Origin of the sequence: Maccoyibacter intestinihominis (assembly GCF_040096355.1) — a bacterium.
GTDB classification, from domain to species: Bacteria; Bacillota; Clostridia; order Lachnospirales; family Lachnospiraceae; genus Maccoyibacter; species Maccoyibacter intestinihominis.
In genome coordinates this window covers 103652-121172 of the sequence record NZ_JBBMEX010000002.1, presented here as the reverse complement: position 1 = coordinate 121172, position 17521 = coordinate 103652, and the positions used below count along the sequence as shown (strand labels likewise).

Genomic DNA, 17521 nt, shown 5'->3' with positions numbered 1-17521 from the left:
AACCGGCCTCCTGTGCTTCCCAATCTCTCATCTGCTCCACTGTCACTCTTTCTAAGGACACTATATTTTACCATATTTACGCTATTATTTTAAGTTTTTTAAAAAAGACCATTTCTGATAACAATTATCAAAAAACGGTCTTTTTCTCTCTTTTCTTATTTTCTTTATTTCATCTTAAAACAGGCTCTTAAAGAAATCGATAATGGACTGGAACAGACTCTTTAATTTTGCTCCAATGCCGCTGTTAGACAACAGTCCTAACTCATCTAATCTGTCATACAGATCCGATGCCTGATTTTTCAATGTATTCCAGTCTAAATCCAAGTCACTGATCTTCTTTAATACATCTAATAATTTCGCTTTCTGGTCATCCGTCAGCTGGACATCAAACTCCTTACATCCCTGTTCAATCGCCTCGTTGATACTCTTATCATCTTTTAAATCATTCTTTACGACTTCCTGCTTCAGATATGCCATCAACTCTTCTGCTTTCGCTTTATCTCCGCCGGTCGCATCTGCTAACTGACCTGTTACAACAATTTCGTTCATTGCTGCATCGAGACTGTCTTCCTTCACTTCATCTCCGGTCATCTCTGAATATGCTTTTAACGCACCGATCAATGCTGCCGTACCGGAAATCGGGAACGGCCCTGCTACGATGATCTCTGCATCTTCAAGTCCTGCTGTTGCAAGTGCACTCTTATACATTCCAACTGTACAATAGGAAATATTCTTAATGGATATCTGGATTCCGCTTCCTTTTTTTCCTTCCATAATTAATACGGAGGATAATGCTCGACTTCCGATCGTACCGGATGGAAGATATGCGTCTAAATACTCATGCTCCATCGCATTGGTTACCTGTACCACATCATAATCGGAAAGTTTTGCCGGATCAATTCCCATCAGACCAAGAACGGTTGCCTGCTGCTCTGCTGTTAAGTCTGCACCAAGTGCTAAATATGGTTTGTCATGTTTTCCTACCACGACATTATCGTCTGCAACTTCTGTCTGAACGTCACCTTTTACCGGTTCCTTTTGGGTTTCCGTATCCTGTGTCACGGTTCCTTCTACCGGTGCCTGTGCTGCATTGTCGGAAGTCCTTTTATCTGTGTCTGTGTCGGAACTTCCCGTATCCGAAGCATTCACATCTGAAGTATCGGAATTCTTAGAACTTCCCGTACTATCTGCTACACTTTTTTCCGAATCATCGGTTCCCTGAGCAGAACTGCCGCCTGTTGTCTGTGCATCATCGGCAGTATCCGCACTTCCATTTGCATCTGTCTGTTCATTCTGTTCCTGTACCTCAGTCGTTGTATCCGTATTACTTGTCTGGGATGCAAATGCAGGCATCACAAGGGATATACTCATAGTTGCTGCTAAAAGAATACCCATCACTCTTTTTATATTCTTTTTCATTTTTTTCCTCCATTTCATTTTCGTAAAATCTGCTCCACTTATTCTGACATAGAACCTTGATAAAGTCAAAAATATCGGACAAATTTAAGGAAATCTTTAGAATTTTTCTATCATTCCTCCCCTCTAACGGAAGTGTGTGATCAGAACTTCTATCTGTGCCTCGCCAAAAAATGTATTGATCTGCGGATAATACACTATAGAAAGATTTTCCTTATGTTCTTCTAAATATTTCTGATTCTCATAGGCATCTCCGTCAAAACAGATTGCCTGATAGCTCCGGTTCGTTTTATCGACCAGCTTCATCCGTACAAATTTCCGGTTCGTTCCGACAATTCTGATATCCCGCACCCGCAGCTCTTTATCTGCAAATACCGGCTTTTTGTTCCCTTTGCCAAAGGGTTCTAACACTGCAAATTCATGGATCAGCTCCTCTGACAGATATTCTAACGTCATCGGCACATCAATGCGTATTTTTGGCTGTAAATCTTTTTGGGTCAAGGTACAGCAGTCATTCAGTCTCTTTCGGAAAGTATCCACATTTTTACGCTGCATACTGCATCCTGCCGCCATCGGATGGCCGCCAAACTTGTCCAACAGATCTTGACATTTACAGAGTTCCTCATACATGGAATATCCTTCTATGGAACGCCCGGAGCCTTTGACTCCCTCTTTTGCATTTGTCAGAACGTAAACCGGTCTGTGATAGCGTTCCCGAATGCGTCCTGCAATAATTCCTGCAATACTCTCGTGACAGTCCGGCAGATAGATGACCAACACCCTGTCCTCTGAAAGTCCCTGTGTTTCGATGCACTGCATGGCATCCTCGATTCCTTTTTCCGTCAGGGATTTTCTGTTCGTGTTGAGTTCTACTAATTCTTCTGCAAGTTTTCCTGCATCAACTTCATCTTTTGTTTTTAACAAAAGCAATGCTTTTTTTGCCGTATCCAGTCTGCCGCTCGCATTCAGACACGGTCCAAGTACAAATCCGATATGGTATGCCCTGATTCCTCCTAAATCCAGTTTATTGGATGCGATCAAAGAACGCATGCCAATGCTTTTGGTCTGATTCAGCCGTTTTAAACCTTCCTTTACTAAGATCCGGTTCTCGTGCTGAAGTTCCATGACATCTCCTATCGTTGCAAATGCCGCATTTTCAATAAAAACATCTGCCTGCTTCATGCCCTTTCCTGTCATATCATAAAGTACCCGTATCAGATGCCATGCAACAACCGCTCCACAGATTTCTTTGAACGGATAGGCACAATCTTTCTGTTTTGGATTGACGATCGCATCTGCATCCGGCAGAATCTCTTTTCGTTCACCGTTTTCTTCGCAAAACGGGATTTCATGGTGATCGGTTACGATTACGGTCAGTCCGTTTTCTTTTGCTCTTTTTAGTGCATCTGCCGCTGCAATCCCATTGTCACAGGTCAGGATCGTGTCCGCTCCCTCTTCTATGGCAGCTTCTACTAACTGCTCATTAACCCCGTAACCGTCCTTGATACGGTCAGGAATCGTAACATAGACGTTTCCACCTAAATTCTCAATTCCCTCCCACAGAATATAAGAGGACTGCACTCCGTCGATGTCGTAATCACCGATAATGCAGATTTTCTTTCCCGACTTTATCTTTTCTGCAAGAATTCCTGCAGCTTTTTTTACGTCTTTTAACAAATAGGGCGATGGCAGCATGTCCATCGTTCCGTTCAGATAACTATTGATCTCCTCATCGGTAATGATATCCCGGTTACGCATGATCCGGGCTGTCACCTGATCAATACCGTATTTTTTTCCTATTTCCTGAAAATCGGCTTTTTTGGCCCACACCGTCCAATTCTCTGTTTGTCTCATTTGTACTTCACTTCCATCAATGTCAATCCTTTTGCCGGCATTAAAAATCCTGCCTGTTGGCGGTCTCTGCTCTCAAGAATCCACTCCATATCCTCCGGTGTCCTTTCTCCACGTCCGACTTCTACTAAAGTCCCGGTCAGGATACGGACCATATTTTGCAAAAATCCGCTTCCCGTAAAGCGCATTCGGATCTCATGTTCTGTCTCTTCGATTTCTATCTGATAAATCGTTCGGACAGTTGTTTTTTTCATCCTGCGGTTTCCGCAAAATGCCATAAAATCATGTGTCCCGGTCAGATGCCCCGCAGCCTCCCGCATTTTCGCCACGTCTAATTTTTCTTCCATTGGCCAGACATACCTGCGTTCAAAGACATCCGGTTTGCTTCCTTTATAGATGCGGTATTCATAGGTCTTTGACTTGGCATTTAATCTGGAATGAAAACGCCCGTCTACCTGCTCTACCTGTAATATCGCAATATCTTCCGGCAGATATTCGTTCATATATTTTTTGATCTGCTCCACATCCCACACTGCCTTTGTATGAAAATGTGCGATCTGACCTTTCGCATGCACTCCGGCATCTGTCCTGCCGGAGCCCTGCAAATCTATCTCTTCTTCTGTCATACGCTCTAAGACACGCTGCAATTTTCCCTGGATGGTCGCTTCTGTATGTTTCTGCTCCTGCCAGCCTTTATATCTTGTCCCTTCGTACTGTATGGTTAATTTATAGTTTGGCATAGTTCCTCCATGGTGGTTATTATGTTATTTCTACGAAACAAAAAACAATACACCAACCATCATTTGACAGTTGGTGCTATTTTGTTATCTCAATTATATTTCAAATAAAAATCTGCTTCCCTACTGATATAATTCTGCAATTCTCGTAACAGCAACGTAAATTTCCGAAATTTTATACCAGGTCGGATAATCTACCACTCCGCTGTCCGGTAGGTTGAACACCGACTGGAACTTCTGTACTGCCGCCCTTGTTGCCGGTCCGAAAATACCATCTACCGTTACGGTCGGAATTGCCGGGTAGTTTCTTGCAATTGCATTTAACTGCTCCTGTATCACGCGGACATTATTGCCTCTGGAACCAACCTGCAGATCCACCCGCGGCCACGATGCCGGTACACCTGATACCTGTTCTGCGGTATTAATATACATGCTGTTGCCGTAAAAGTAACGGAGGATTTCAATGGCACTGTAGCCCTGATCGCCCAGGTACTTTGACCCCCACTGTGTCATCCTTTTATCATTTGGGTACTAACAAATAATTTTCAATCAATCTTTATTATTTATAGCTTCACAACTATGTTATTTATCATATCATAGTTTATTCATTAAAAAAAGCCGGAATTTCTTCCGGCTTTCAAAAGTTCATGCGTATTTACTAATACCCAAGGCTCGCCCATGTTTTCGGTCCGCAGACTCCATCCACTTTTAATCCTTTATAAGACTGCCATCTCCTTAAGATTTTCTCGGTGATTGCTCCAAAATCTCCGTCTGCTGCTAAGTATTTTTTCTTACCGTTGATCTCACAGGACTTAAATTTCTGGGCAAGCAATGCCTGCTGCAGCTTTCTGACCGCTTCACCCTTGCTGCCTCTTCGGATCGTCGGAAGCTCTGTATTGTCTCTTGCTGCCTGTACCGGCTGAACAGTAGCACATGGAGTCTTGTATAATCCCTGCTCCTCTTCTCTACGTCTTACCAGTCCGTTCAATTTCTTTCCATTTGCTTTATTATAGAGAACAATTTTATCTCCAATCTGCTCTACGCTTCTACCCTTACAGAGTGTTTTTAAGTTGCCTGCTCCGCAGTTATATGTAAAGGACACCAGAGCATCGAACTGGTTCTGATTAAATCCTTTTTTTATAGCATTAACCGCTTTCTCGGCACTTGCCACATCCTCACGCAGATAAGCGTCAGCCTGTGACTGAGTGATTTTCTGACCTTTTTTAACTCCCTTTGTATGACCGTAACCGATAGTCAATTTTCCTGCCGGGCAAACATATGCCGTTAATCGGCATCCCTCATACTTTTTGATAATTGCTAATCCTTTTTCTGATACTTTCATTTACAGTTCCTCCTTATCTCTTAACTGGATCAATACCTCTTTCAACTTTTCCGGAATCGGAATAAACTCTGCTGCATTCTCTAACAGGCTGATGGCTTCGTTACACACATAGAATGTGATCACGATCTCTCTAAGTGCCACTGCATGGTTCAGAAACTTCTGGATCTCAAATGCTACCGCAATGATGATAAACATCAGGATCTTTTTCAAAAGTCCTTTGTAACCCACCTCTGAACTAAGCTGTTTTAAATAAACCGCTTTAATAAGTCCGGTTACATAATCAGCCACTGCTAAAAACACAATGGTCTTTAACAGCACGTCCCAACCCCCAAGGAAATATGCCAGCAGTCCTCCTAAGACTCCGCCGCATACGCTGATACCGTTAAATAATTTTGCCATTTTAACACTTCCTTTCTTCTTTTTATACAAAAACGCCCTGTATCTTCTGATACAAGGCGCTTAGGCTCTAATCTGTGATTGCTGCTCTTAATTCTTCTTTCTCTGCATCCGTCAGCTTGGGATAACCGTCCAAGATATCCTCAAGTTCTTCGCCCTCTGCCATTCTCCGGCGAATGACACGGAGCATGATGTTTTTAGCTGCGTTACTCATTATACTTCACCCCCTAACAACTCTGCTAAAACCTCGTCCTGCTCTGCCTGTGTCTGTTCAAGACTTTCAAAACGAAGTTCCGTCTCTGATTTAATGTGCATGGTAACCATCACTCTTCCGTCCCCATAGACGGTGGCGGATTCAAAGGACAGATGCTCGTATGTACCGTAAACCTCTTTATCTTCTCCTGCTACGGTAAGCTCTGTGACCTGACGAAAGGCTGTCTCAATGTCTGCGACAGCCTGACATTTCATTAACATTGAGATGCTGTCAATCCCTGTAACTACTGCTTCGCAGGCGTACTCTGCACCGTTTGCTTTAACAAATTCCATGATTTTACCTCCTATTTTCTAATGCCGTAAATCCTAAGCGGTATGCAACTGCCGTTATAAGGTTTTGTCGAACTGTTAGCTGCCACGCCCTTATAATAGGCTTTATCAAAGACTATATTTTTAAAATAACCCCCGGAGCTGACGTGCGCGATTTCTAAAGTTACTTTTCGATAAGCAATTGCGGTCGCATATTCGTTATCACTATATACATTTAAAAATTGGTTTAAATATGAAACACAGTTGTCCCAGTTTCCCAAAACAGAGACGTTTCCAGCCGTTGAGTAAATTAAAAACATCATGTATTCTTCAGGAGCTGTGATTCTGTATCCGTTTAAGGCTGTAGCATCATCATCAGTCGTAAAATTACTTCCCGTGTTGTACCATATTAAATTTAATTTCCCGCTAAAATTGGCTAACATATAGGCTAACGTCCCGCTTATACTTGCATTTTTCTCGGTAACTGGTAGTGCCAATCCGGTGCTGTCCGTGACCGCGGATGAGTTACTTAACTTGACATGTCCCTGCACACTTGTTGTTGCTTTTGTCCCGGTGTGATTCTTAACAGCATTAACAGCTTTCTTTAATTTTCCAAATGCTATCGACAATTTCTCTCCACTATTTAAGTCCTGTATCGTTGAGCTTTCCGTGTATGTCAGAGTTTTATTTTCAAGTGATGTATTCCAACTCTCCTTATCTTCCGCTGTAACATGAACGGTGGCGTTATCAGTGTGATTCACCTCAGTATCTTTTAGAGCTTTCATATCAGCATCTATTTTATCAAGTGTCTGATTAAATTCTGTAATATTATAAAACTCATCCTCTCCTGGTTTGATATATTCAAAATTACTCGTTTTCGTTGACATAGCTCAAAACCTCCTCTCTGATCTGCCTATGTGTGTATTTCGCTAATTCTTTATGAGTGAACTTTGCCAAAGTTTCATGCTGATTATAAAGTAGTGATAGATCAATCTCCATGTTTGCTGGTATTACTTCCTCTAACATTTCCTTGACCATAGAAAAATTCTTTTTGTTAATCAGATTGACTCTTACAATAATGCGATATTCGCCATGTATAACCTTTAATGAATATCCATCTTTTCCACAAAGTGTTTCTAACTTGTTTCGGAGTATTTGTACCGTATATGGTATCTTATTATTCCATCTGGACATAATTCGGAATCTGCGATTTTCAAGTGTATCATCATCTAACGCCTGTATTTTCAGCATCTGCTCAAATTTTTCTATTCCCTGTGTATCTGCAAATAGAATAAACTGATTATCTTTGAGCTTTTCCGTGAGATCTTCTAATAACTGGACTTCCGGCTGTTGAACATCCAGTATCTTTTTCAGTTCTATATACTCACGCAAAAACTCCGGCAGATAGCTGACAAGATCAACTTCTCGTATCACTCACTCACACCTCCAAAAACCGGTATCTTTTCAGAGGATATTATTAAATTTCCCTCTGTACCATTTAATTTCGTATCTGTCACATCAATAATGCCCTCTATCGCCAATAAACGCGATTCTATCTGTGCGATTCGTACAACCAGGGCATCTTTGTCCTGCCATTCCTTTCTAAGACCTTCTAAATATCCTTTTATGGCATTTTCGATCTGTGATCTCAAAGCAGAAAAGCTGTAACCTGTATCATATGTAATACTTGTAGTTACAGAAACTTCTAATTCCTCCGGTGTGTCTACCGTAACCACATGACCGATAGGAGCAATCCCACTTCCATCTCCATCTGCCGGATCAATTTGCTGCTGCACTTTTGTGAGCAGCGCAGTGCCGGCTTTCTGGTAAGCCGAATCCAGAATCGTCAACTTTACTGTTCCGCCACCATTCCACACAGGAATCACTTTGACTGCCCCGATGCCTGCCATACTAAGGACCTTATCCTTATAATCCTTTTTGTTACCACCAAATGCCTGTGAATCAAAAGATTGAAAATATCTCTGACGGATACTTTCGGTCTCTTCTTCATCCTCGCCTGGTATCAACAACTCTGTAAGCTCTGCCGTTTTAAGTCCGTTGATGTAATTTACCGGAATCAGCATACCAAAGTTACCATTGCCACTTACCCCTTCTGTTTCACACTGCATTTGATACTCACCGGCTTTTATTTTCTCTAATACTCTGTAATTCAATGAATCACAGCTAAACCGTTCTCCTTCAGAAAGTTCAATGTCCAATGGAGTAAATACCCCCTTTAATATTGCCTTAGTGGCTGCTTTTGGTGTAATTCCACGTTCTTCTGCTCTTCGCAAAAGATAATCTCTGGATGCCGTGTCCGCGAAGGTTTCCTTTAAAATTACATCCAGCTCTATATACATGAGCTGCAACTCCACTGCTGCCGGAGCTAAAGCATCATAGATAATAGATCCTTCCCTTTTATCCATGTTATCCGGAACTTTCTCTAACATCCGTTCTAAGATGCTTTCATATGTGACTTCCTCATACATTTAAACATCCACCTCCTTCTCTGTCTGTATATCTCCAAACACCGTATGTACCGTAAAACTTACCGTAACAGCGTGTCCATCAATTTCAAAGGCGAACTCATCCACGCTCTTGATCCGGTCATCCTGTACAAGTGCTTCGGTAATTCTGCGTTCCAGTTCCGGACATACATAAGAGGACGGTTCTCCATATAAATCCTCTAACTCTACTCCATAATTCCAGGAATAAATAATATGCTGGTAGCGTTCTGTATTCAGTATCTTATAAATGACCTGTTTCATCGCTTCCAGTCCGTCTATTTTCCCACAGATTGTCTCACCGTAAATATCCATCCGGTAATTTTTGCTTGGCTCTTCTTCTACTTCAAATTCCTGGTCTAAAAAACCAGATACAGAAGGGATCATCCACTCTACCCTATCCTGTCCATGACAAAATACTTCTGACCACTCTGCTGTCTGATAAGAAGGACCTTATCACTGACTGCCAAGCCATTATGCACAGTGATCTCTTTTCTCCCAGACAATGTTGCTGAATTATCATCTGTATTCCATGAAACCGTAACGGCTGTTTTAAAGTCCGTCACATTCCGGGTAAGCACAATCTGCGATTCCCCTAATATCATTTTCTGCTCTACGTTAATTCTTAAAGGCGATGTCCCAACCACCTCTCCAAAATAAACATTTACAGGCTTTGCCGCTTCCATTGCTTCTACGGAAGCCTTTTTTACTAACTTTACAAACTCTACTGCATCAGGCAACGAATTCGCCTCCTCTCAATGTCAGATTCATAAAATGCTCATTGTTCTTGTAGGTATGCTGGCACTTTTCCACCAACATGAAATTTTTTACTTTCATATCCCCAAGATTCAAATTTACAACAAGCATAGATCCTGCTCTCACACGATTATCACCAATAACATTGTTGATTTTCAGATTGCGGGTCTTTTTATTATAAAGGGAGAGCAATGCATCTGCTTTCGCCTGACCATTCTCTCCCTTCTGTAACGTTTCATAATACTGTAAAACGCCCCACTTATTGATATTTTTTCCATGCTGCGCAATATAAACATCACGATGCCCGGTATCTTCGTTATCATATGTTAATTTCACACGATTATAGGTATTGTCATCTATAGATGATGTATAATCAAAATCTTCCCCTGCACCATCATCGATCATAAGATACTTATTCTTCTTTCTGACATACATAGATGATAGGTTCTTTAGTGTGAGTTTTCCATAATCGTCATATAAGACGAACATCTGCCCAGTATTAGTCAGTGTCAGGTCTAATGCATTCTCGATCATCTCAAACAGTGACGTATTTTCTTCCACACGGGAACCTATCACATATTGCGTATTCTCCAGTGTGCCGGTATTCATCCGGTAATCATCCGCAAGTTCCTTTACAAGCTGTGCGGCTGTCTTTCCCTCATAGACCTTCGTATCTTTATTTTTCAAGTAACGAAGCTGATCATATGCCGTTACAGAGATAAGCTGTTCCTTTGTTCTTTGCTGCTTAAAGATGAAACCATAAAAAATCTTTTTTCCATCCACTTTCAGACAAACGGCACACCCTTCCGACACTTTGAGTTTTTTATCCCAAAGCATCTTAAAAGTCAGCCTTCCCGGTGTGCCTCTCCGCTCTGTAGACCATGTGATCCCTTCTTCCACAACCGGACGATAGGCTTTTTTCCCGGTCGCATCAGCTATTAATAAATCTACTTTCATTCTCTCCTCACTCCTTATACCGGCGGTATCGTAAGCACCTGTCCCGGATAGATCAGATTGGGGTTACCGCCGATCACACCCTTATTTGCTTCATAGATGACTGTATATAGCGAACCATTATTATAAAACTTCTTAGCAATGTTCCATAAGCAATCCCCCTTTTGTACTGTATAAGTCTGATTTTGTACCGGCTCCGGGGAATTTACTGTCTCGCGTATCGGCTCCTCTTTGACTACCGGCTGTGGCTTGTTTACCTTGATCTTAAGTTTTACCTGTTTGGTACCATAATTACGCCATTGTTTCAGACTGATCTTAACTTTCAGATCAAATCCATTTCCGGCATCCTCTGTGATACGATACTCTTCTAAGGATACTTTCAGATTTGTATAGAAGAGTTTTTTTCCATTTGGAAATCTTCTGCATACTATAAACTGAAATGGTTTTTTATTCTTTTTCAGCTTTTCAAAGTAATTCAGAAAGTAAGATGCTTTCTGAAACTTATTTTTATAGACCGCATATGGATACTGTTGCTGCGGTATCTCACATTCAAAATCAATGTCTGTCAGTCCCGGAGTCTTTAATATATTAATCTCTCCATCATTGATGAGCTTTATTGTCTTGTTGGAATTGTTGATCTTCATCTCGATTTTACCCGGTGTGACCGGGAGCAGGCATTTGTTTAAATACACATAATACCCGCCTTTTCCCGCTCCGGGGATGGTCATCTCTTTTTTCCGGCTCATCTTTTTAGGCTTTTTTTTAGATGCCACTTAATGCACCCCCTCTGTCGCATTACTGATCGCCTCATCTACTGCACTGGTCAGACCTTCTACAACACCGTCTAAATCCATGTCAGAGGCTATTTTATTGTTATTTGTCTGGACAATGCTGATTTCTGCAGTTGTGAAACGATTGATCGTATCTCTCTCTGCAATATCTCTAAGGTATTTCAAATCTTCGCTTGTGGCTGTTAAAGTGTTCTCGATGTTTCCGGCACTGTTTGCAATGTCTGCAACCTTATTTCCTGTTCCACTCTTATCGAGTGTATCGCCAAGGTTATTCGTGCTGTCATCTCCATAGCCTTTGGTGTATTCCTCTTCTTTCGGGATTTTCCCAAAACCATTCAAGAAATCTGACATTTTTCCTGCAAATTCATCGCCTTTTTGTACACCTGAATTCCATGCATTAGTATACTTAAAACGTTCGACGTGCCATTCATTGCCATTTACTGTCGCCATAATTTCTTCACCTTTACCATAAGTTTTATCAACCCAATCACCTAAATTATCTCTCCAGCCTTGAACTGCACCCGCAAGATTTTGCCCAAAAAGTGTATCAATAGCACTTGCAAGTGTTTCCAAAAGTCCAAGAATATGATTTACCAAGCCGAAGAATAACCTTCCAATTGCAGCAACTGGATCATTAAAAACATTTCCAAAGAAATTGGCAAATATTGCAATAAAATTCCACAATACAACAAAAATATCAATTACCATATTAATTAGTGCTACAAATAAATTACCAATTGCAGCAACTGCTACCGAAAGTGCTCCTACTATAATTCCCAATCCTGTATTCGCAGCTCCCGTCAGTTTTGCAATTGCTGTGCAAACAGTGTAAATCAGTGCAATAATAGCTATGATCAAAATGATGATCCACGTCAAAGGACATGCCGCTAATGCCGCATTCAATCCATCCTGTGCTGCTATCAGAGCAAAAATCGCCACGGTTTCGGCAGCACTGGCAAGTGCATGAGCGATCTTTGCCGCAATGTTCTGCAACGTAGTCAACCATGCAATCCCCATTGTCGCATTATAAACAACCAACGCGGCTATCAGTCCCCAGACTATCGGCTCAAGTATTGACCAATTATCTGCTATAAATCCTGCCGCATCCTGCATGAATTGAAATGCCGGGGATAGTATTGTAAGCATAATCCCTACAGCAACACCTATTTTACCCATAACACTTTCTGCTGTCTCTCCAAATTCCCTGATTCCATCAAGGATCGTTCCAAATCCTGCGTTCGCCAAGGCTGCATTTGCATTGTCTATTAATGATATCCAACCCCTTGTGATTGCCGCCTTGGCATTTGCAATTGTGGTCGCCCACGTTGCTCCCGCTTCTTTAGCTGCTCCTGAAATATTTAAGACTCCATTCGTTCCTTCTTCAAATGCCGTGGACACTGTTGATATGAAATCCATTGATGATATGATTCCATCTGATAAATCACTCTGAACATCGGCGGCAGATCGTCCGGTGGCCTGTGCATATATTCCTACTGCATCGATTCCTGTGTCAGTCACTCTATTCAACTGATCCATCTCTACCGTACCCTTGGTCATCATCTTACCAAGTGCATCCGTTACCGTTGTCAGTGACTCATTGGTTCCATCTCCATAAAATGCTACTGCATCTGCCCACTTTCCAACTTCGGATGTGGCATTGCCGATACCCATTCCTCTGGTTGTAAAATTCTGTACTGCCATTGCTGCCACATCCAGTCCATAGGCAGTTCCTGTTGTAATGTCCTTCAACTGGTTTAATGAAGCAGCTGCCATATCAGAGCTTCCTGTAATGGCTGTCATCGTCCGCTGAAAGTTCGTCATTGTGTCCATTCTCTTCATTGCAGCATCAATCTGCCCTGTTACCGTATTGACAACAGATTGTACAACATGCAACCCTATAAGACCTTTCAACAAGTTATTAGAACTTGTTGTACCACTATTGACAGCCTGATTGAATCTCTGTTGCTCTTCTGCATTATCACGAATATGCTGACCTGTAGATTCTACGTTCTGCCTTAGCTGCTCATAATTGCTATTTGCAGCAGATACATCCATAGATGACATTGCCGGAGCAACTGAAACAGAAGCAGCCTCTTCCATCTCCCTTAAGGACATGGTTGCACGATCGATTGATTCTCTCGCACCTTCAATGTACGAAGTATCAATCGAAGCACTCAAAGACTGCCGCATTTCTTCCATCTGATAAATGGCAAGGTTGACTGAACCCATGATGTTATATAAAACAGAGCTAAAGTTATCATTTAATTCAATTCCCGTACTGATCGTACCCATTCGTTTACCTCCTTCCTCGTCTCTTTGCTTCCCGTTTGGCTCTTTCTTCTTCCTCTTTATCTTTTTCCATCTTTATTTTTATGGACGCGATCACAAACGCCTTTTCCTGCTCGTCCATTGCAAGGAAAACAGACGGCAGGATATGGAGTTTCAGGAGGGCGTAATGCGCGTAATTCGCTTCGCCATCCCCCTCCTCAATTAGTTTTTTGCTTCATCTACCTTATCATCAAGCGTCTTGGTAAATCCCTGAAATTCCTGTATCCATGCACTAAGTTCCTGATATTCTCCGGCATCATCTACCATCGCATATACTAACTCTTCCGGTGTCTGTACACCGTAGGAATCCTGCAGCTCTGCATTGTAAAGATCCGGTGTCACGGTAGATGCCGTGATCATCTTTGCAAGATATTTTGTTAAATCCAATTTCGGTCTATATACATTTGGCTTTCCTGTAACCTGTACATCGATCATGCATTCGTCCCTTAATTTCTCATTTTCCTTTGATGTAATGTGACGAAATTCCCACTCTAACGGCTTGCCATTTTCATCTGTAAGCGAAACTGTTGGTGCATAACATCCGTTTTTCTTCTCCTTTTTGTTCTCCTTCATGAATCTGCTAAATTTTGACATATCATTGTCCTCTCTTTCTTTGATTTTTGTATATAAAAAGAGAGCTTATCGCTAAGCTCTCTAATTACCATTATATTTCTTTATTCTACACTATACAGATATGAAACCAATTTATATATCCTCTTTAACTTCTTTGGGTCTTTTATCTTTCCTAATAAATCTATAATTGCCTTCTCATACATTTATGCTACCTCCCCTAAAAACTTGTTAATAAAATATTGCTGTCCTTTTCCAGTCACTTTGGTTGTTTTATTGATACTCACAGAGCCATCCGGATTATTTACTGTACTTTCTTTCACTTCAAACAATCCCATTTCCATACTCCGTTGTGTTGGCATATTCCAATCCGAACCCCGCCGTTTGATCAGATATCCATTTTCTCGCATCCAGGCAAATAACCTCTTTTGCCCAATGTCGACTCCATTCTGTTTTAGCAATTTTGCCAAATCTCCGATCAGTATGGATGTATGACTGGCAGCTACGGCATCTGCAAATATCTCTTTTGGACGCATACGATCATTGTCTGCTACTAATGCGATATTTTGGGTTTTCAGATTTTCAATGCTCTGATTTGCTATTTTTAATGCCCTTGCCATGACCTGCTCTGGTGTATTCCATGCTTTTTCTAAGTCAATAAGGTACTGGCGCACCGCCTTACCCTCTGGTGTCCTCTGAATCATACAAATCTGTTTTGCCATATCTACGGAAATATCATAGTCAACTGACGGTCTACCGCCGCTTTCAGTGGTTTTACTCATTTTTGAGTAATACTCTTTTCCCTCTTCAAATCCGTATTCACACATCCTTGGGAACCAATCATTAAATCGTGTTCCAATATGTAACTGCTCATGCAGTTCTCTAGCTGATACTGTCTGTGTATCAAAATTTACTTTTACTAAATCATTCATAATTCTAAGCCACCTCCATATTCATTTGTGCATTGCAATCGTTTACTCTTTCCTGTAAATATGTAGGCAACTCATAAGCGTCTATTAATTCATGTGCTTCATAAATATAACGCCGTTTTAATGACTTGTATGACTTGAATTTACCCTTGTCGTCATAAAGTCCAAATTCTCTTTTGATCTGATTGTAAATATCAGTGTACACTGCAGAACGTATCTTAGTATCTTTATAAGCGTTTCCTTCTTTTCCACCAAGCATGTCTACACCCTTACGTTTTACATGATTACACAATTCATCTGCCTCGGAACCGTATAGCGGAATATCATACTCAAGATGTTCTACCTTTTTCTCTACGCTCGTAATTCGTTGATCCACTACAATAACGGCTCGAAGTTCTGGTGAAAGATTCTCAAATGTGTTTTCTTTATATTTCTTCTCAATTTGAATGAAATATCTACGCACCTGCTTACCTTTTTCATTACGCTCAAGCATTGCCATTTCCTTGGCGGTATCGAGTTTGATGATGTGGTCTTTCTTTGTCTGACCGGAAGGTGCTAAAATTTTAGCGGCTTCAAAATCTTCTTTCTCTACTGCTTCACAATCATTTAAACGATTACGAATCCAATCGCGATAATTGCTCTTAACCCCTAAAACTTCATAAAGTTCTGACCCATATACTACTTTCTCTCCAGTGCTTGTCTCATACACCGGTACTAATTCATTTTCTATTACTGTCAAATCATTCATTGTTAAATTTTGCATTTTATTCCTCCTTGCAAAAACTGGTGGAATCCCCTATAATGCATATAGGAAATTCCTATAGTTAATAGGTTCCATTTTGAGTAAACACGATAACTTTGACGAGTGCGTGTTTACTCTTTTTTTGTATACATTTTTTCTGTTTCCATTTCGCCAACATTCTTTGAAAAAAAAATTTTTTCTTTTTCTTCTAATGTCTCAATTTGCAAAACAATACACAATCCTTCGATTTCATTTGCTTTGAATTGTGTCTGATTAGTAATTTTCTTTTGTAATCCATATGTGGTTAAACCTATTTTTGAAGCTATATAATATTTTTTTAGACCAGACCTGTCTATTCTATCATTTAACCTCTGTGTGTCTACCATATCATCTCCTCCTTTCTTTGTTTCTATTTTGTCTACAATCGTATGTTACTATATTGTTTAACTATTGTCAACATTTTATTAAACAAAAGTTGAATTTTTTGCTACAAAATGCTAATATATAATTGTGAGGTGATACAATGGAAATTGGTGATAGAATTCGTGCAAAACGTGAAGCACTAGGTATGTCTCAAGAGGAACTTGCAACTAAAATAGGATATAAATCTCGCTCATCCATTAATAAAATAGAAAAGGATGGACGCGGGCTTCCACAATCTAAAATACTTTTGATTGCAAGGGCTCTTGAAACCACTCCTGATTTCTTATTAGGATGGAGTGATGATGAAACTGATTTTTATCCTGATGAAGTATTGTATGGAATAAATGCTATGACATCTCTATTACAATATTTGTATGATGATTTAGATTTTCACGAATATCCTCTTAGTGAAACTTTTGAAGTTACACTAAAAAAAGATTCTAATGAAATCACTCTAAATGAACTTGAATACAACCTATTGTTTGATTTCTTATGTAGCAATATTCCAAACTATATTAATCTTATCAAAGGCAAAACTCCAACAAACGACTAACTTATCTTTAGAAAATACCCGCTTACTTCTGTAAGCGGGTATTCCTTGCACATCTATCTTATTTTTATTTTTACATTTTCACTACCGGAATTGAACTGTACAATCAGTGGATCAGTCGAATTAATCACTGTATCTGGTACTTCAAAAGCAATGTCCCCTTCTTTTGATGACAGCGGATTGATTGTTGAATCATGCATATCTGCACTATATCCTAATAAGATTGTTGCTGAAAATTCATATCCATCTCCGAATAAGATTTTTGCATTCACATCATCTCCCATCCCATAAGATGGTAAAAAGGTATCCGATGTTTTCCCGTTATTTGTTACGTTTACAGATACTTTTGCGAATTGTGCTCCTTCCTGATCCGGTTTAAATGTAACATAATTTTCATCAATACTTGGTACTATTTGCATATCAGAAACTACTATTCCCCAGTCTCTTAATTCTGCGGTCTCCCCAATATTGTAAACCTTCTCGTCCTCTTTTTCCTCCTTGTCCCCATCTTCTTGCTTGTCAGAATTCTTGCTTGTCTCTTTTGTGGTTTCCTTTGATGCTTCTTTTTTAGAATCATTACTGGTTCCACATCCCACAAAGGCTGTCATTGCGACCAAGCATAATAAAATAGTGACTAATGTTTTTTTCCTCATATCTCTTTCTCCTTTTAATTGATATGAAAAATTATACCTTATCTGTAGAATTCTGTC

At 40.4% G+C, this 17521-nt stretch carries 21 protein-coding genes and 1 pseudogene; 1 reads left to right on the top strand and 21 read right to left on the bottom strand.

Annotated elements, in window-relative coordinates; translation table 11 throughout:
- Positions 1-174: 174 nt before the first annotated feature.
- The 20 genes and pseudogenes from WMO43_RS02530 to WMO43_RS02435 form a co-directional block, all read right to left on the bottom strand.
- Positions 175-1419, bottom strand: a complete 1245-nt coding sequence (locus WMO43_RS02530; protein WP_353529801.1) for a DUF1002 domain-containing protein — start codon at positions 1417-1419, stop codon at positions 175-177.
- A gap of 123 nt (positions 1420-1542) precedes the next feature.
- Positions 1543-3270, bottom strand: a complete 1728-nt coding sequence (recJ, locus tag WMO43_RS02525; RefSeq protein ID WP_353529799.1) for a single-stranded-DNA-specific exonuclease RecJ — start codon at positions 3268-3270, stop codon at positions 1543-1545.
- The gene (gene truA / locus WMO43_RS02520; protein WP_353529797.1) at positions 3267-4007 is read right to left on the bottom strand and encodes a tRNA pseudouridine(38-40) synthase TruA; all 741 of its coding nucleotides are present in this window, start codon (positions 4005-4007) and stop codon (positions 3267-3269) included. Before truA ends, recJ begins: the two co-directional genes overlap by 4 nt.
- Before the next feature lie 120 nt (positions 4008-4127).
- A pseudogene (locus tag WMO43_RS02515) lies at positions 4128-4517 on the bottom strand (peptidoglycan-binding domain-containing protein); the annotation flags it as partial.
- Positions 4518-4662: 145 nt separating this feature from the next.
- Positions 4663-5346: a glycoside hydrolase family protein gene (locus WMO43_RS02510; protein ID WP_353529794.1), complete on the bottom strand. Its 684-nt coding sequence runs from the start codon at positions 5344-5346 to the stop codon at positions 4663-4665.
- Entirely contained in the window at positions 5347-5745 is a 399-nt protein-coding gene (locus WMO43_RS02505) for a phage holin family protein (RefSeq protein ID WP_353529791.1), read from the bottom strand.
- Between the two features lie 67 nt (positions 5746-5812).
- Positions 5813-5956, bottom strand: coding sequence for a hypothetical protein (locus tag WMO43_RS02500; protein WP_353529789.1), 144 nt, complete (start codon positions 5954-5956; stop codon positions 5813-5815).
- Positions 5956-6288, bottom strand: coding sequence for a hypothetical protein (locus WMO43_RS02495; RefSeq protein ID WP_353529788.1), 333 nt, complete (start codon positions 6286-6288; stop codon positions 5956-5958). Before WMO43_RS02495 ends, WMO43_RS02500 begins: the two co-directional genes overlap by 1 nt.
- Before the next feature lie 11 nt (positions 6289-6299).
- Positions 6300-7151 (bottom strand): hypothetical protein, encoded by an 852-nt coding sequence (locus WMO43_RS02490; RefSeq protein WP_353529787.1) that lies wholly within the window; start codon positions 7149-7151, stop codon positions 6300-6302.
- Positions 7132-7698 (bottom strand): putative phage tail protein, encoded by a 567-nt coding sequence (locus WMO43_RS02485; RefSeq protein WP_353529786.1) that lies wholly within the window; start codon positions 7696-7698, stop codon positions 7132-7134. The genes WMO43_RS02490 and WMO43_RS02485 overlap by 20 nt, the downstream gene beginning before the upstream one ends.
- On the bottom strand, positions 7695-8753 hold the full coding sequence (locus WMO43_RS02480) for a baseplate J/gp47 family protein (RefSeq protein WP_353529785.1): 1059 nt from the start codon (positions 8751-8753) through the stop codon (positions 7695-7697). The genes WMO43_RS02485 and WMO43_RS02480 overlap by 4 nt, the downstream gene beginning before the upstream one ends.
- A complete protein-coding gene (locus WMO43_RS02475) occupies positions 8754-9155 on the bottom strand; it encodes a DUF2634 domain-containing protein (protein ID WP_353529784.1) in 402 nt (133 codons plus the stop codon).
- A gap of 5 nt (positions 9156-9160) precedes the next feature.
- The gene (locus WMO43_RS02470; protein ID WP_353529783.1) at positions 9161-9508 is read right to left on the bottom strand and encodes a DUF2577 domain-containing protein; all 348 of its coding nucleotides are present in this window, start codon (positions 9506-9508) and stop codon (positions 9161-9163) included.
- The gene (locus tag WMO43_RS02465) at positions 9501-10481 is read right to left on the bottom strand and encodes an XkdQ/YqbQ family protein (RefSeq protein WP_353529782.1); all 981 of its coding nucleotides are present in this window, start codon (positions 10479-10481) and stop codon (positions 9501-9503) included. The genes WMO43_RS02470 and WMO43_RS02465 overlap by 8 nt, the downstream gene beginning before the upstream one ends.
- A 14-nt stretch (positions 10482-10495) precedes the next feature.
- Entirely contained in the window at positions 10496-11251 is a 756-nt protein-coding gene (locus tag WMO43_RS02460) for a LysM peptidoglycan-binding domain-containing protein (RefSeq protein ID WP_353529781.1), read from the bottom strand.
- Positions 11252-13561, bottom strand: coding sequence for a tape measure protein (locus WMO43_RS02455; protein WP_353529779.1), 2310 nt, complete (start codon positions 13559-13561; stop codon positions 11252-11254).
- A gap of 198 nt (positions 13562-13759) precedes the next feature.
- Positions 13760-14191 (bottom strand): phage tail assembly chaperone, encoded by a 432-nt coding sequence (locus WMO43_RS02450; protein ID WP_353529778.1) that lies wholly within the window; start codon positions 14189-14191, stop codon positions 13760-13762.
- Between the two features lie 182 nt (positions 14192-14373).
- The gene (locus tag WMO43_RS02445) at positions 14374-15099 is read right to left on the bottom strand and encodes a phage antirepressor KilAC domain-containing protein (RefSeq protein WP_353529776.1); all 726 of its coding nucleotides are present in this window, start codon (positions 15097-15099) and stop codon (positions 14374-14376) included.
- A 4-nt stretch (positions 15100-15103) separates the two neighbouring features.
- The gene (locus WMO43_RS02440) at positions 15104-15859 is read right to left on the bottom strand and encodes an ORF6C domain-containing protein (protein ID WP_353529775.1); all 756 of its coding nucleotides are present in this window, start codon (positions 15857-15859) and stop codon (positions 15104-15106) included.
- 110 nt (positions 15860-15969) lie between these two features.
- Positions 15970-16224 carry a hypothetical protein gene (locus WMO43_RS02435; RefSeq protein WP_353529774.1) on the bottom strand — a complete coding sequence of 85 codons (255 nt, stop codon included), beginning with the start codon at positions 16222-16224 and terminating at the stop codon, positions 15970-15972.
- Positions 16225-16361: 137 nt separating this feature from the next.
- Here WMO43_RS02435 and WMO43_RS02430 point away from each other — a divergent pair, with 137 nt between their 5' ends.
- Complete coding sequence (locus tag WMO43_RS02430) at positions 16362-16814, top strand: helix-turn-helix domain-containing protein (protein WP_353529772.1); 453 nt, start codon at positions 16362-16364, stop codon at positions 16812-16814.
- Between the two features lie 53 nt (positions 16815-16867).
- Here the strand turns inward: WMO43_RS02430 and WMO43_RS02425 are convergent, their stop codons facing one another.
- Entirely contained in the window at positions 16868-17464 is a 597-nt protein-coding gene (locus WMO43_RS02425; RefSeq protein WP_353529770.1) for a DUF4352 domain-containing protein, read from the bottom strand.
- Positions 17465-17521 lie beyond the last annotated feature (57 nt).

Excerpts from the sequence above, each read along its gene's own strand:
- WMO43_RS02530 (WP_353529801.1), bottom strand. The coding sequence starts at position 1,419 with ATGAAAAAGAATATAAAAAGAGTGATGGGTATTCTTTTAGCAGCAACT.
- recJ (WP_353529799.1), bottom strand. The coding sequence starts at position 3,270 with ATGAGACAAACAGAGAATTGGACGGTGTGGGCCAAAAAAGCCGATTTT.
- truA (WP_353529797.1), bottom strand. The coding sequence starts at position 4,007 with ATGCCAAACTATAAATTAACCATACAGTACGAAGGGACAAGATATAAA.
- WMO43_RS02510 (WP_353529794.1), bottom strand. The coding sequence starts at position 5,346 with ATGAAAGTATCAGAAAAAGGATTAGCAATTATCAAAAAGTATGAGGGA.
- WMO43_RS02505 (WP_353529791.1), bottom strand. The coding sequence starts at position 5,745 with ATGGCAAAATTATTTAACGGTATCAGCGTATGCGGCGGAGTCTTAGGA.
- WMO43_RS02500 (WP_353529789.1), bottom strand. The coding sequence starts at position 5,956 with ATGAGTAACGCAGCTAAAAACATCATGCTCCGTGTCATTCGCCGGAGA.
- WMO43_RS02495 (WP_353529788.1), bottom strand. The coding sequence starts at position 6,288 with ATGGAATTTGTTAAAGCAAACGGTGCAGAGTACGCCTGCGAAGCAGTA.
- WMO43_RS02490 (WP_353529787.1), bottom strand. The coding sequence starts at position 7,151 with ATGTCAACGAAAACGAGTAATTTTGAATATATCAAACCAGGAGAGGAT.
- WMO43_RS02480 (WP_353529785.1), bottom strand. The coding sequence starts at position 8,753 with ATGTATGAGGAAGTCACATATGAAAGCATCTTAGAACGGATGTTAGAG.
- WMO43_RS02475 (WP_353529784.1), bottom strand. The coding sequence starts at position 9,155 with ATGATCCCTTCTGTATCTGGTTTTTTAGACCAGGAATTTGAAGTAGAA.
- WMO43_RS02465 (WP_353529782.1), bottom strand. The coding sequence starts at position 10,481 with ATGAAAGTAGATTTATTAATAGCTGATGCGACCGGGAAAAAAGCCTAT.
- WMO43_RS02455 (WP_353529779.1), bottom strand. The coding sequence starts at position 13,561 with ATGGGTACGATCAGTACGGGAATTGAATTAAATGATAACTTTAGCTCT.
- WMO43_RS02450 (WP_353529778.1), bottom strand. The coding sequence starts at position 14,191 with ATGTCAAAATTTAGCAGATTCATGAAGGAGAACAAAAAGGAGAAGAAA.
- WMO43_RS02445 (WP_353529776.1), bottom strand. The coding sequence starts at position 15,099 with ATGAATGATTTAGTAAAAGTAAATTTTGATACACAGACAGTATCAGCT.
- WMO43_RS02440 (WP_353529775.1), bottom strand. The coding sequence starts at position 15,859 with ATGCAAAATTTAACAATGAATGATTTGACAGTAATAGAAAATGAATTA.
- WMO43_RS02435 (WP_353529774.1), bottom strand. The coding sequence starts at position 16,224 with ATGGTAGACACACAGAGGTTAAATGATAGAATAGACAGGTCTGGTCTA.
- WMO43_RS02430 (WP_353529772.1), top strand. The coding sequence starts at position 16,362 with ATGGAAATTGGTGATAGAATTCGTGCAAAACGTGAAGCACTAGGTATG.
- WMO43_RS02425 (WP_353529770.1), bottom strand. The coding sequence starts at position 17,464 with ATGAGGAAAAAAACATTAGTCACTATTTTATTATGCTTGGTCGCAATG.